Source organism: Leptodesmis sp. (genome assembly GCF_052746595.1).
Map to the genome: position 1 here is coordinate 1 of NZ_JBRAGO010000030.1, position 13,081 is coordinate 13,081.

Annotated in this window: 13 protein-coding genes; 2 read left to right on the forward strand and 11 right to left on the reverse strand. The window is 51.2% G+C overall.

Going from position 1 to position 13,081, the window contains the following annotated elements:
- Positions 1-137 precede the first annotated feature (137 nt).
- A complete protein-coding gene (locus tag ACUVQO_RS08690; protein ID WP_445925495.1) occupies positions 138-479 on the reverse strand; it encodes an STAS domain-containing protein in 342 nt (113 codons plus the stop codon).
- A 329-nt stretch (positions 480-808) separates the two neighbouring features.
- Here ACUVQO_RS08690 and mrdA point away from each other — a divergent pair, with 329 nt between their 5' ends.
- Positions 809-2,578: a penicillin-binding protein 2 gene (gene mrdA / locus ACUVQO_RS08695; RefSeq protein ID WP_445925496.1), complete on the forward strand. Its 1,770-nt coding sequence runs from the start codon at positions 809-811 to the stop codon at positions 2,576-2,578.
- 97 nt (positions 2,579-2,675) lie between these two features.
- Here mrdA and ACUVQO_RS08700 read toward each other — a convergent pair whose 3' ends face one another.
- The 3 genes from ACUVQO_RS08700 to ACUVQO_RS08710 all read right to left on the reverse strand — a co-directional run bounded on the left by ACUVQO_RS08700 (position 2,676) and on the right by ACUVQO_RS08710 (position 6,815).
- Positions 2,676-4,277, reverse strand: coding sequence for a rhomboid family intramembrane serine protease (locus ACUVQO_RS08700; RefSeq protein WP_445925497.1), 1,602 nt, complete (start codon positions 4,275-4,277; stop codon positions 2,676-2,678).
- 98 nt (positions 4,278-4,375) lie between these two features.
- Positions 4,376-5,278, reverse strand: a complete 903-nt coding sequence (locus ACUVQO_RS08705; RefSeq protein ID WP_445925498.1) for a S66 peptidase family protein — start codon at positions 5,276-5,278, stop codon at positions 4,376-4,378.
- Positions 5,279-5,294: 16 nt separating this feature from the next.
- Positions 5,295-6,815, reverse strand: a complete 1,521-nt coding sequence (locus ACUVQO_RS08710; protein WP_445925499.1) for a GTP-binding protein — start codon at positions 6,813-6,815, stop codon at positions 5,295-5,297.
- Between the two features lie 110 nt (positions 6,816-6,925).
- Between ACUVQO_RS08710 and ACUVQO_RS08715 the strand changes: the two genes are divergently transcribed.
- Positions 6,926-7,384, forward strand: a complete 459-nt coding sequence (locus ACUVQO_RS08715; RefSeq protein ID WP_445925500.1) for a hypothetical protein — start codon at positions 6,926-6,928, stop codon at positions 7,382-7,384.
- Here the strand turns inward: ACUVQO_RS08715 and pyk are convergent.
- From pyk to ACUVQO_RS08750, 7 genes are all read right to left on the reverse strand, one after another.
- A complete protein-coding gene (gene pyk / locus ACUVQO_RS08720) occupies positions 7,354-9,138 on the reverse strand; it encodes a pyruvate kinase (protein WP_445925501.1) in 1,785 nt (594 codons plus the stop codon). The genes ACUVQO_RS08715 and pyk overlap by 31 nt on opposite strands.
- Positions 9,139-9,293: 155 nt before the next feature.
- Positions 9,294-9,674: a HEAT repeat domain-containing protein gene (locus tag ACUVQO_RS08725; RefSeq protein WP_445925502.1), complete on the reverse strand. Its 381-nt coding sequence runs from the start codon at positions 9,672-9,674 to the stop codon at positions 9,294-9,296.
- Positions 9,675-9,694: 20 nt separating this feature from the next.
- Positions 9,695-10,585, reverse strand: a complete 891-nt coding sequence (locus tag ACUVQO_RS08730; protein WP_445925503.1) for a HEAT repeat domain-containing protein — start codon at positions 10,583-10,585, stop codon at positions 9,695-9,697.
- 4 nt (positions 10,586-10,589) lie between these two features.
- Positions 10,590-10,943 carry an ArsR/SmtB family transcription factor gene (locus ACUVQO_RS08735; RefSeq protein ID WP_445925504.1) on the reverse strand — a complete coding sequence of 118 codons (354 nt, stop codon included), beginning with the start codon at positions 10,941-10,943 and terminating at the stop codon, positions 10,590-10,592.
- 137 nt (positions 10,944-11,080) lie between these two features.
- A complete protein-coding gene (gene accB / locus ACUVQO_RS08740; RefSeq protein WP_445925505.1) occupies positions 11,081-11,614 on the reverse strand; it encodes an acetyl-CoA carboxylase biotin carboxyl carrier protein in 534 nt (177 codons plus the stop codon).
- A gap of 61 nt (positions 11,615-11,675) precedes the next feature.
- Positions 11,676-12,236, reverse strand: a complete 561-nt coding sequence (efp, locus tag ACUVQO_RS08745; protein WP_445925506.1) for an elongation factor P — start codon at positions 12,234-12,236, stop codon at positions 11,676-11,678.
- Between the two features lie 75 nt (positions 12,237-12,311).
- The gene (locus ACUVQO_RS08750; protein WP_445925507.1) at positions 12,312-13,043 is read right to left on the reverse strand and encodes an MORN repeat-containing protein; all 732 of its coding nucleotides are present in this window, start codon (positions 13,041-13,043) and stop codon (positions 12,312-12,314) included.
- Positions 13,044-13,081 lie beyond the last annotated feature (38 nt).

The following is a 13,081-nucleotide window of genomic DNA, read 5'->3' on the forward strand; positions in this document are numbered from 1 at the left end:
GAGCTATAGCTCCCCGAACCCCTCAATAGTTAATTCAGGAAATTTAAACCTTGTCCAAGTCCAGAACCGGAGGTTCTCTGATCGGAAAATGACCGTTCTCTAGCTGGACTTGGTTTAACTTACTTGCCGAGCAAGTTTCACACCAGATTAGCGATCGCGAGGGCACGATCAAACTCACTACGACTAGGGAAGATTTCAAATATCTGATCCATGCCAGTGATTTCAAATAACATCCTGGCTTGATCGCAAACCGAACAAAGCACTAACCTGCTACCTGCTGCACGAGCCGACTTAAATGCATTAACCAGTCCACCCAATCCCGAACTATCGATAAAGGTTACAGCTTGCAAATCTACTAATACTAATCGAGTACCAGCCTGGATAACTTCATTCACCTCACGGCAGAGTTGACTCGCCACAGAATTATTTAAAATACCAGATGGTTCAACAACTTTAATTTCGGTGTCCATGAGCTTCATGGGGATCTCAAACCTTTCCTAATGTGAGTCCTGCACTGCAGGGATGGGCAATTGAACGAACGGTTATCTATTGCAAAGGATTCCCCTAACTTTGCTCAAATCAACAAACCAGGGGTCACCTGGAGGCACCCTCTGACTATCACATGACTATCACAACATATTTATCAAAGGCTTGACAACTGTAAGGAAAACAGCAATTCGGGAAACTCTTTTATCTGAATGCATTGGGGCAAATTAAAGAAATGGCTAAGAGTAAATAAACCGTATCCAGATCACCTCTGAATGCCTGAGACTTGCAGCATACTAGTGATGGGGTTAGTGAGGCAGTAATGGCTAGCGGACTTTCCTTTGGCTCAAAAAGTCGTTTGGTTAATCTTACGCTAACGCAGCGATCGCAGCGAGCCATTATTTTAATGCTTGTGAGTACGCTGCTGACAGGAGTCTGTGGCCTAAGATTGGCACAGCTACAGATTCTTCAAGGACAATATAATCGTCAACGGGCAGAACAAAACCGGATTGCGCTGATCCCAATTCCCTCAGATCGAGGCAATATTTTAGACCGCAATGGAAAATTGCTGGCTGCCAATCGATTATCGCGATCGGTCTATCTGCGTCCCAGAGAACAGTCCAAAGAAGAGTGGAAACAGACAGCAGAACGGCTTTCTCCCATCCTGAAGATTCCGGCGGGGGAAATTTTAGACAAGCTCCAGCAAGCTGGATACCGCTCTGCCATACCCGTACGAATCAGCCGAAATCTGGCCCTCAATGCCTTCATTACCCTTGCCGAAAACGCTAGTCATTTTCCGGGACTCGAAATTCGGGGAGAATCCAGCCGATATTATCCGAATGGCAAGACGGCGGCTCATGTGTTGGGCTATTTAAGCGAGGCAACGGAAGCTGATGTGAAGGCTCATCCCGACTACCCTCTGGGAATTTTGGTGGGACAGATGGGAATTGAGCGGTTGGCTGACCGGAAACTCCAAGGCACCTGGGGGGGGCAACTGGTAGAGGTGGATGCTACAGGTCGAGAGGTTAATGATCTTGGGTTAAAGCCTCCTATCTCTGGTGAATCAGTGGTTCTAACTTTAGATTTGGATTTGCAGAAAACGGCTGAACGGGCTTTGGGGAACCGTCGGGGAGCAGTAGTGGTGCTGGATGTGAAGACGGGTGCAGTATTAGCATTAGTCAGTTCCCCCACCTTCGATCCCAACTTGTTTACTCGGCGAATTTCTAAAGCAGACTGGGAACGGTTACAGACGCAGGAGAATCCCTTCCTGAATCGGGCACTTCAGGGTTATCCACCAGGTAGTACGTTTAAAGTTGTAACCGCTATAGCCGGAATGCAATCGGGCAAGTTCTCCCCCAATTCTGCCTTAATGACTTATGCGGCAATTAATTTAGGCGGACATTTATTTCATGAGCATGGCAACTCAGGTTACGGAGTTCTGGGGTTTCGGAATGCTTTGGCTTTCAGCAGTAACACTTTTTTCTATCAGGTCGGCTTAGCAACTGGGCCAGAAGCGATCGCCCAGTGGAGCCGTCAACTGGGCATTGGGACTACTGATCTGGGTCTAAGTGGTGGCAGTTATGGTGTCGTTCCCACCCCGGCAGACAAGGAAAAGCTATTCAAAGAACCCTGGTATGGCGGGGATACGGTTAGTATGTCGATTGGTCAGGGATTAGTGCAGGCAACGCCCCTGGAACTGGCCGTTACCTATGCGGCGATCGCCAATGGCGGATGGCGGGTGAAACCTCATCTGCTCTACAGCCAAACTAACGAAGCTGATACCCGCCCCAAAAAAATTGGCATCAATCCAGCCGCGCTGAGCGTTATCCGAGAGGGCTTAACAGCGGTTGTTCAGGAGGGGACAGCTCGTCGTTTGAATGATGGCTCCATTCCTCTAACTGCGGGCAAAACTGGCACTGCTGAAGTTTTAGGTCAGCGGGATAACTCTCTATTTGCAGGGTTTGGCCCTGTGGCCAAACCTCAAATTGCGCTAGCCGTTGTGGTTGAAAATGGAGGCTATGGAGCCGAGGCAGCCGTTCCCATTGCTCATGAAATTTACAAAACTTACTTTAAGAAGACGAGCAAACGTTGATCTTGATGGAGAAATCAGATCTGTTTACTGAATATCTGGGATTTCTGGAATGGTCTAACAGGGATGCCGTTGTCAATTCTTTCAAAACCCTGCTGCTTCAGGGAAGTGAGGAAAAAGGGCTTTCTTGCTTTCCTTTGCTGCGGCCTTCTCCAGGTTTGAAGAGTATCCAGCCAACTGCAAATCCCAATAATAGCCCAGAAGTATGACCAACCAGACTCACCTGGGGATTCAAGACATCTGAGATAAATTGCAGGACAGCGACCGTTAGAATTAAGCGAAACCGTTCTGCCGCCACTCTTGCTCTCTCTTGCCGCCAGCCTTTCAACAGGATGGCGGCTTCAATGCCAAGCAGTCCCATAATCGCTCCTGATGCACCGACTGTAGTCTGATCCAGCAAATTGGCGTGCAGGGCCAGAGCCGTTACCACCAGCATGGAGCCAATACCACTGAAGAAATATCCTAGTAAAAATTTGCGACTGCCTAAAGCGGACTCCACCAACATGCCGAAAAAGTAAAGCCCCACCATGTTCGCGATGAGATGCAGGATTCCGGCATGGAGAAACAGGGCATTGAGAATTCGCCACCACTCGCCAGCCAGCACGTTTCCAGGAACGAGTGCCCCCAGACGGTACAACACCACTAAGTCTTCGCTGCCTCCTGCGATCGTTTCCAGGGCAAACACCAGTAGATTGGCTGCAATCAGGGTATAAGTGGCGTAGGGTCTGGTCGTTGCTCTGAGGAAAGCTCTGCTGCCATAACGGGCTTCTTGCTGTATCGTAACTTCAATCTGGGCCAGGATTTGTCGAGAACTATCCGTCAAAGTTACCTCCGGGTGGGCGCAGGGATGGGAAAGCCGCCAATCGATCGCAGGTCTCTGCATAGCATCACACCGATTGCGGAGGGCCAGGAGATGTTGACGGGCGATCGCGGTGTGACCTGCTGCCATTTCTGCGGTTGCCATCCAGAACTGACGAGTGCGATCGGGATAGATGGATAAAGCTCGATCTAGAAGTACCTGCACTTGAGATGTCTGTCCGCAAAAGGCCAGCGCATACAGTCTCACCAGATTTAGAGAGGTATGGTTGCCCGTTCTGCCAAATCGTTGTTCAAATTGGTCTACGGCCTGCAGTAAGCCATTCAAATCTCCGGTTTCTCCCAGCGATCGGGCATACAACGCCGCCAAGCCTGCATCCTTCAATAACTGTCGGGGTGAGACATGGATAGTGAGCCAGCGTAAGAGGTCATCCCAATTAGCATCCAGACGATACAGGAGCGCCGTGGCCATGCGTCCCACGGGGGTGGTAACGGATTGATAACGCTTAAAGATTTGTCGGGCCATCTCCAGATCGCCTTTCTGCGCCAGTGCCTGGGCCTTCAGAATATCAGGGTACTCCAGCAACCCATCAGCCGGGTGCAGCCAGCGTAAGATCCAGGCCAGTCTATGGGCCAAACTGTAACGTTCCTGCGCCACCAGATGGTTAATTTGGGCATATCCCATTAAAGGCACCAGCACCAACAAGCCCCAGGTCACTGCACTGATCCAGCCTGCTTCAGAGGGAACCAGAACATAGCTGACCGACAGAATCCCCAACACCAACACCGTGACAAAGAGCCATCCCCTCGGCATGCGAGTGGCCTGAAACAGCATGAACATGCAGGCGAAGAAGACGAATTGAATCAGGAAAAGGTTGAAGCTCATGGAGGGAGTTGGGAATTGGGGATTAGGGTTTGGGATTGGGGATGGGGGATTAGGGGTGAGGGGGTGGAGCAAAAATCATTGGCCTGCCAACTGAGAACTTAAAACTCAAAACTCAAAACTCCATCCTCTCCATTTAAGCGAGCAGGGATGCCGACTGGCAAAATGGCATTGGGGCCATCGTGCCCAAAGGGTAGGTCGGAAACGATCGGGAGGCCCAGATCGTGCAGGCGATCGCGCAGGACTTCCTCCACTGTAAAGCTGGAAATATCGGGTGGGGGGGTACATTGACTGAAGCGACCGATCGCAATGCCCCGAATTTGCTGAAAAGCACCGGACAGTCGCCATTGGGTCAGCATTCGATCAATCCGATAGGGGGCTTCTCCCACATCTTCGATCGCCAGAATTACTCCGGTTAGCTCCGGCATTATTGGAGTTCCCAATAGGTTTGTGGCAACAGTGAGATTTACCGGTAGTAGCAAGCCCTCGGCCCAACCAGTGCCCCAGCCAGTTCCTTGTAAAGGGGCAAGGGGACGACCTTCTACCCAATCAAACAAACGCTGCCTTGACCAATCGGGTTCTGCGGCCAGGGTGGTGAGTAAGGGGCCATGTACACCGGAAATGCCCTCCTGACTGAGGCTGAACAGCAAGCTGGTAATGTCGGAAAAGCCAATGAACCAGGGTGGATGGGCAGGGTCACGGAAATACCAGACCCAATCTTCCAGCAGTCTGGCTCCTCCATAGCCGCCTCGCGCACAGAGAATACCCCGACAGGCTGGATCTTTGAGGGCGGTGAGTAGTTGCTGACGGCGGTTTTCATCGTTTCCAGCCAGGTAGCCCCAGCGATCGTCAAACCCAGGAGTGAGTTCGACCCGATAGCCCCGCGATCGCCAGACCTCTACTCCTGTTTGCAGGGCATTTAATTCTCGTAAAGTTCCACCGGGAGTAATCACCCGCAGTAAATCACCGGGCTGTAAGGGAGCAGGCAACTGGCATTGACGCATGGAAGATGGCTAAAGGCTACAGTTTTCGACGATTAAAGTCTAACTTGGCTCGTAGTTCTTCTTTAATCCGGCTGAGAATCGATCGTTCATCCAGAGAGGCCAGAATACGAGTAACGACCGCTTTTGGCCCATCGGCTCTCCAGGAGGCTCCATTCGCTAAATAAGCTTTGGCCACCTGCCCAATCCCGTAGGAGGAAACCCCTGCCACTCCAGCTTGAGTCAGGGCCACTGAAGCATAGGCTGCCAGGGAAACTCCTGCCGTCGCAGGGGCCGCGACTCCCAATAGTCCTTTCAGGGAACTGAGTCCCAGGTTGGCTAGAAGTTCACTGGCACTGATGCCACCCATCGTCAGGGCAATTTTCTTGAGCAAGGCTAGAGCGCCCTGTTGAGTCATGGGTAATCCATAAAGACGAGACAGAGAGACAATCATCGCCACATCAATCACAGCGCTAGTCACCAGATCCACTACGGCCAATGGGTTGAGGGCAACTGCCACAGCTTTGGTCATCACCCCATTCCAGATAATCTGGTTGGCGCTTTGTTCCCGGATCGCCATCTTCCGTTGCACTAGGCGTTCGCTGATATCATCGGCAAACAGCATGGAGTTAATGGCTACCAGGGACTTTCCTTCGCGATCGAGAATCTCCAGTATTTTCAGCTTCAGGTCTTCAATCTGAGGTTTGCCTGCACTCATTTGAGCTACCACCCGGCCATCGGGACGCTTGACGGCTCTAGCCACTAGGGGAGATGCGGCCGCCATGACAATTTCGTTCGGTGAGAGAAGTTCTTTCACACGCTCGTCCCGAATCTTGCGGTAGATCAACTGGCGATCGGCATCAGGATACTGGTCGATTTTGTTAAACACCAGAATGATTGGCTTGCTGACCTGCCTCAATTGCGATAGCGCCTGATATTCCACCTTGGTCATATCCCCAGCCACAATGAACAGGATCAGATCTGCTTGCTGGGCCACCTGCCATGCCAGGGCTTCCCGTGCTTCTCCCCCCACTTCATCAATGCCAGGAGTATCAATCAATTCAATGTGAGCGTCGCTAATGGTGGGTAAGGTGACTCGCGTTAAGGAGCGATCGCTGCCTGCCAGAGCCTCCCGTTTAATCACCCAATCGGCGGTCTGGCGATCGCGGGTAACTCCGTGGGTAGGGCCTGTTTCAAAGATGGGTTGTCCCAACAGGGCATTCAGTAAAGAGGACTTGCCCCGTCCCACCATGCCAAAGGCGGCAATATGAACGACCTGGCGATCAAGCTTATCCATCATCGATTCCAGGCCAGTAATCTCCGGCTCTAGCCCCTGGCGTTCTCTGGGGGTCAGGTCTAATCCAGCTACCAGGTTGTGTAAAACCGTTTGCGCCTGTCGGTAATTCAACTCTGCCTGAATATCGTCAAAGCTCAGAATCGCCTCATCCAGTTCATGAGTGACTTCAGGCGAAACAGACGATCGGTGCGAATTTGGCGTGCGTTCAGACATGGAACTCAAAGAAGGCGGAAGGGATAGGGCAGAGGGCAGAGGTTGAAACAAATCATTCCCTCCTGATCCTAGCCTGTCCTCATCTGTGCCTACCTCAAATCTTGAAAGCTGTAGGCCGGTGCTAAGGCAATCTAGAAAAAACGGAGGATGCTTAAGTCTAGTTGTTCATTAGACTAGACAGTGGCACAGGAGATGATTTCCCTCAGGGGAGCGATCAGGAGCAGGCCATGGAGTTTCAAGAAGCCGTCCAGCGACAACGAGTGAAGTACATCATCAGTAGTTATCGATTAAATCAAACCAATTCGCGAGGATTTGATGATTATCTGGAAATGCTGATGGCGTACTATCCCTTACCCCTGATTGAACTAGCGCTGGTAGAAACGCTGATCCAAAACTGGTTACAGGTGCCAATGAAACGAGGAGATGAGTTTCTCGCTCAGACCCATGCACGACTTCAAGTCTGGGAAGGATATGCCTTGATTCAAGCGGGAACGGCTCCCTGTGCGATCGTCAGCACCATTACTCCCAAACAGTTTCAGCAGATCACCAACCTGGATCCCAGTCCTATTTTTGGGGTCGCCAAGCCGCCTCAGGCCGAAGACAGAGCGGCATCGGTTTGATGGGGAGTGGTGGTTCCGGCGTAAATCAAGCCTCGTGGGATATCGAGGGTGACAATCTCTCCGTCCCGAATTGCAGAGGTCGCGTTTTTCACACCGACAATAACCGGAACACTGAGGCGTAGTCCAATCACAGCGGCATGGCTGGTCAAACTACCATCTTCGGTGACAATGCCAGAGGCTTTGCGAATCGCATCGACCATTTCTGCTGTGGTACTGGTTGCAATCAGAATTTCTCCAGCCGGAAAGTTGCTGGCATCAGAAGCGGTGTGAACAATTCGTGCTCTGCCGCTAACCAATCCCTGACCAATGCCGATCCCCCGACCTCGAATGGCGGTTACTACTTCCACTTTAATCAAATCCGTAGACCCGGAAACTCCCTGTAATGTGCCGGCGGTCATGACGACCAGATCGCCTTCCTTGAGCAGGTCTTTTTCCTGAGCCACATTGACAGCGGCCTGGAACGTTTGCCCCGTTGAGGGTAAATCCAGCACCAGCAGCGGCTTCACGCCCCAGACCAATTGCAGTTGACGAGCCACATCGACATGAGGAGTGACGGCCAGAATCGGTTTTTGAGGCCGAAACTTGGATACGTTGCGGGCCGTAGCTCCGGTCTTGGTCAAGGTCATGATTGCAGCGGCATCCAGTTGTTCGGCAATGCGTCCAACGGCTTGACTGATGGCGTTAGGGATCGATCGCCCACTGTCTTCGATCATCCGCTCATCCGGCTCCTGTTCGATCCGCAGAGCAATCTGAGCCATTGTTTTTACGGCTTCGATGGGAAACTTACCGACTGCCGTTTCATTGGACAGCATCACCGCATCCGTGCCATCCAGAATCGCGTTGGCGACATCTGATACCTCTGCACGGGTGGGGCGGGGACTATGCACCATGCTATCCAGCATCTGAGTGGCTGTGATCACGGGAATTCCGATCCGGTTCGCGGTGGTAATCAAGCGTTTTTGCAGGATCGGCACATCCTCAGCAGGCAGTTCCACCCCCAGATCTCCCCGGGCAATCATCACGCCATCGCTGATCGAGAGGATCGCTTCCATTTCCTGAATGGCTTCGTGCTTCTCAATCTTGACGATCACAGGAACCTGTTTGCCAGCGGCTGAGATCAGTTCTTTAATTTCCAACACATCTTGCGGATTTCGGACAAAGCTGAGGGCGACCCAATCTACCCCCTGATCCAGGCCAAAGGTCAGGTCTTTTTTATCCTTGTCGGTGAGTGCCTTAATGGAGAGGTAAACACCGGGGAAGTTCACTCCTTTGTTGTTAGAAAGTACACCACCAACCATCACCTGGCAGTGCAATTCTCCTGCTGATCGCTTAACTTCTTCCACCCGCATCTCCACGCGGCCATCATCCAGCAAAATTACTGCGCCTTCCGGAACTTCATCAGCCAGCGGTTCATAGGTCACGGAACTCATTGCTTGATTGCCGAGCATCTGATTGCTGGTCAGAATGAAGCGATCGCCCTTTTTCAGCACAATAGAGCCATCTGCAAACCGCCCCAGCCGAATTTTTGGACCCTGCAGGTCTTGCAGAATGCCAACGGGTTGGTTGAGTTCAAAGGAGGTTTGCCGAATCAGCCGGATATTGCGCTGATGATCGTCATGGGTGCCATGAGAAAAGTTCAACCGGAGAGTAGTAGCACCTGCTTCAATCAAATCCCGTAGTACTTCTGGGCTACTGGTAGCAGGGCCAATGGTCGCAACAATTTTCGTTCGACGCTGAGAAGCTGGCAATTGCATGGATGGCAGTATGGAGTCATGAAACTGGGAGGCTATTAAACCTTGTCCAAGTTCAGAACCGTACTTTTTCCAGCGGGAAAATGACCGTTCTCTAACTGGACTTGGTTTATCTCACCCAGCAAAGGGATAGTACCATGTTATTGGAGCAATTCAAGTTACCACTCTTGCAAGACGAGCGCAACTCCCCGACGTAATTCCTGAGAAAGACTTTGATTGGTTTGCAAGCCAGTTAAACGCTCATAAGCCGTGGGAGCATCCAGGATTTTTAGGGCAACAATAGCATGTAGTCGCACACGATCGTCCTGATCGGCTAACAATTGAATCAATGGCTCCAGTGCCTGGGGTTGCCTCAGATGACCCAGCATTAGGGCGATCGCCTGCCGCAGTTGGGGATGGTGTTGAATCAAGTTTAGGGAGGACAGGCTCTCTAGCAGTCCCTGAGTGGCGACTCCTTTTAAGCTAGGATCAGCCCAGTGGCCCAGGATTTCGACAATCTCTTGATAAATTTCGAATGGGTAAGCCAGAGAATGATCCAACAACAGGCTCTGTAAAGCTGTTAGCGCCGCTTGAGAGCCAATCCAGCCGAGCGCACGAAGCTATCTCGTTGTAAAGCAGGTGGTGTGTGAGGCGATCGCAACACTCGCACCAGAGGTGGAATTCCCGTATCCAGACCCAATCGACCCAGAGCCAGAGCGGCCTGTTGACAAACACCGAGATCAATATCCCACAAACTTTCAGTCAGCCAATTGACAAGAGGTAGTTCGTCAGCCAAGTCTGGATAAGAGCCTAAGCCGGAGATGGTGGCACAACGAACAGAAGCTACTGGATCTTTGAGGAATGGCACCAAAGCCTGGGCAACTTGCCGATCTCGGAAGGTACCGAGGGTTGAGATGGCCAGGGTACGAACGGTAACCTGAGAATCCTGCAGAACCGTCATCAAGGAAGGGATCACCGCCGGATGGTGAATTTGAGCGAGCGCCTGCACTGCCAGAAACCGTGTATCTTCTTGCCCCAGTAAAGCGGCTAACGCTGGAATGGTGGCAGTCCCTAAATTAGCTAGAGCATCGGCTGCGATCGTGCTCAATTCCTCATCTTCGCCGTGCAGTAAGGTAGCTAAAGCCTGGATTGCAGTGGGATTATTGCAAGTGCCCAGAATCCGAGCAGCAAACCAGCGGCTGTCGATCTCGGCTTGTTCATCCTGAATCAGAGTGGTTAAGGGGGCGATCGCAGCTTCTCCCAGAGCCGGAAACACTTTGGCGATTTCCCAGCGTTCCTGAAAGTCCCCTAACTCTAATACGTTCAACCCAAAGCCGATGAATGCAGCGATCTCGGCTTCGGTCATTTCAGCAACAGGCTGACACTGAAGCTGCTTCTGCAGACACTCTACTACCTGTGCCCAATTGTTATGAGCAACGGCCTCTCTGGCTTGATCCACCCAATTAGCCATGGATCTACTGTTTCCCAACAAAGCTAAAAGCACGAAAGTTCTCAGCCTGCTGCTCAATCCGACGGGCCAGACGATCGCAGACCAGATTGCAAAGTTCAAAAATCAGGTCATCTTCCACGCTGTAGTATGCCTGGGTGCCTTCACTGCGACGGCTAAGAATGCCCGCCTGCACCATGACTTTTAGATGCTTAGAAACATTGGCCTGACTGGTTCCCGTGGCCTCGACCAGATCTTGCACGCACTTTTCGCCATCGCGTAACAGATTCAGGATACGGAGCCGCATCGGTTCACCTAAAACACCGAAGTATTCAGCCAGTTGCTGAACCACCTCTTGCGGAACGGGCGGGGGAGAGGGCATGGGTTGTTGGTGTGAAAGGAACTGATCCCCAGATTGTAGCCAGTCACTTTCTCTACTGCAAGAGTGTGGAGACTAAATAGAGGATTTTTCACCAGCCTGTTGCAGGCTTTGATCTGGAAGATTGGGGAGAACCCACCTTAAGCAGGTGCAATTCGCATTAGAGGTTGATTATATTCCACAGGTTCGCCATTCTGCACGAGAATTTCAATCACTTCCCCAGCCACTTCTGATTCAATTTCATTCATTAGCTTCATGGCCTCAATAATGCAGACTGTTTGCCCCACACGAATGCGATCGCCTACATCTACAAAGGGCGGTTCATCAGGAGCGGGAGCACGGTAGAAGGTGCCCACCATGGGGGAGAGAATTTCAGTCCAGCGGCGATCGTTGCTGGGAGGAAAAGCGGCAGGAACAGATGGACTACCCCCCTCCGGAGATTTGGCTTCGACGGAAGTAGCAGGAGTAACCGGAGCTGCCGCTGGCAATATTCCAGGTAATCCCGCTTCAGCCCCTGCAATTCGATGTAATCCAGATGTTAAAAGCTGCTCGTCAGCCCGTAAGCCCCGTCGAACCGTTAGCTCAAAATCATCACTTTTTAGGGTCAACTCCGCAATATCCATCTGGTTGATGGCCGTCAATAATTCGCGGAGTTCATTTAAATTCAACGACACAACTATCGCAAACCTCTTACTCAGGAGTTAAGAATCAGGAGGAGCCAGGGATGTACGAAAATCAGGATTCCCGACCGAGATAAGCATCCGTTCGGGTATCAATTTTGATCTTTTCCCCGATCGAAATAAATAATGGCACCATCACCTGAGCGCCGGTTTCCACGATTGCTGGCTTCGTTCCCCCGGTGGCCGTATCTCCTTTCACGCCGGGATCCGTTTGGGTCACTTCCAGCACAACTGAGTTTGGCAACTCGACTTCCAGCACCTGATCATTCCATCGCACCACGTTCGCTTCCATACCTTCTTTCAGGTACTTAACGCGATCGCCAATCTGGCTGGCACTTAAGCGGGTTTCTTCATACGTCTCCATATCCATGAACACGAAGTCGTCCCCATCTTTATAGGTATGTTGCATCGTGATCTTTTCTAGATTGGCTTGAGGAACCGTTTCGCCAGCCCGAAACGTGCGCTCCACCACATTACCCGTTTGTACATTCTTCAACTTGGTGCGGACAAACGCGGCTCCTTTCCCAGGTTTAACGTGCAAAAATTCCACAACTCGCCAGACTCCCCCGTCTAGCTCAATACTTACGCCTGGTCGAAAATCGTTACTAGAAATCATTAGTGTTGAGTATTAGAGAAAATGATTGGCACCCCATTTTACCGCTCTGATGGACGCATCGGTCAGTTGAACTAGCTATTTACTTGGGGGTTGTTGAATTGAGGCCGGAGTTAGCAACTGCAAGTTTTGAATTGAATTCGGTTGCGGCTTTGCTTCTACAAATCGCCCGTTGTTCCAGTTGCCTATCATACGAGTACCATTGGTCAGGGTATACACTCCCCTACCGATCTGTCGGCCAGCTCGAAATTCTCCCTCATAGCGTACTCCAGAAGGAAATAAGCAAACGGCAGTTCCATTCAGCCAGTCATCCTGAAATGTGCCCTCGCAACGAATGCCATTCGCTAAAGTCAATACCCCTTTACCCTGCTTCTGGTTATTCTGAAACATCCCGTCATATCGATTTCCACTGGAATAGATACAGGTGCCAGGGCCATTTAATGCATCGTCCTGGAATGTTCCCTGACAACGGGTGCCATTTTTATAGATAAACACTCCCCGACCTGCTCGCTTGCCGTTGTGAAATTCTCCCTCGTAACGGTTGCCGCTGGGAAAGACACACGTTCCTTTGCCCTCCAAAAAATCATTTTTGAATTGCCCTTCACAGCGGGCACCATTGGCAAACGTAAATACTCCTTTTCCTTGCCGCCTACCGCCGTAAAGTTCACCTTCATAACGGTTGCCACTGGGAAATTCACATTTTGCTTTGCCATAAATTGCTCCATTCCGGTCTTTTCCCTCACAGTAATTACTGGCCAGCAGCAGGGGTGGCTTGGCCTGAACTGGAGATACTGTGTCAGTTCCAACCATGATGGAAATACTGATTGTAGACAGCAAAACTGTCGCCA

Coding starts and splice junctions, on each gene's coding strand:
- ACUVQO_RS08690 (WP_445925495.1), bottom strand. CDS start 479: ATGAAGCTCATGGACACCGAAATTAAAGTTGTTGAACCATCTGGTATT.
- mrdA (WP_445925496.1), top strand. CDS start 809: ATGGCTAGCGGACTTTCCTTTGGCTCAAAAAGTCGTTTGGTTAATCTT.
- ACUVQO_RS08700 (WP_445925497.1), bottom strand. CDS start 4,277: ATGAGCTTCAACCTTTTCCTGATTCAATTCGTCTTCTTCGCCTGCATG.
- ACUVQO_RS08705 (WP_445925498.1), bottom strand. CDS start 5,278: ATGCGTCAATGCCAGTTGCCTGCTCCCTTACAGCCCGGTGATTTACTG.
- pyk (WP_445925501.1), bottom strand. CDS start 9,138: ATGCAATTGCCAGCTTCTCAGCGTCGAACGAAAATTGTTGCGACCATT.
- ACUVQO_RS08730 (WP_445925503.1), bottom strand. CDS start 10,585: ATGGCTAATTGGGTGGATCAAGCCAGAGAGGCCGTTGCTCATAACAAT.
- ACUVQO_RS08735 (WP_445925504.1), bottom strand. CDS start 10,943: ATGCCCTCTCCCCCGCCCGTTCCGCAAGAGGTGGTTCAGCAACTGGCT.
- efp (WP_445925506.1), bottom strand. CDS start 12,236: ATGATTTCTAGTAACGATTTTCGACCAGGCGTAAGTATTGAGCTAGAC.
- ACUVQO_RS08750 (WP_445925507.1), bottom strand. CDS start 13,043: ATGGTTGGAACTGACACAGTATCTCCAGTTCAGGCCAAGCCACCCCTG.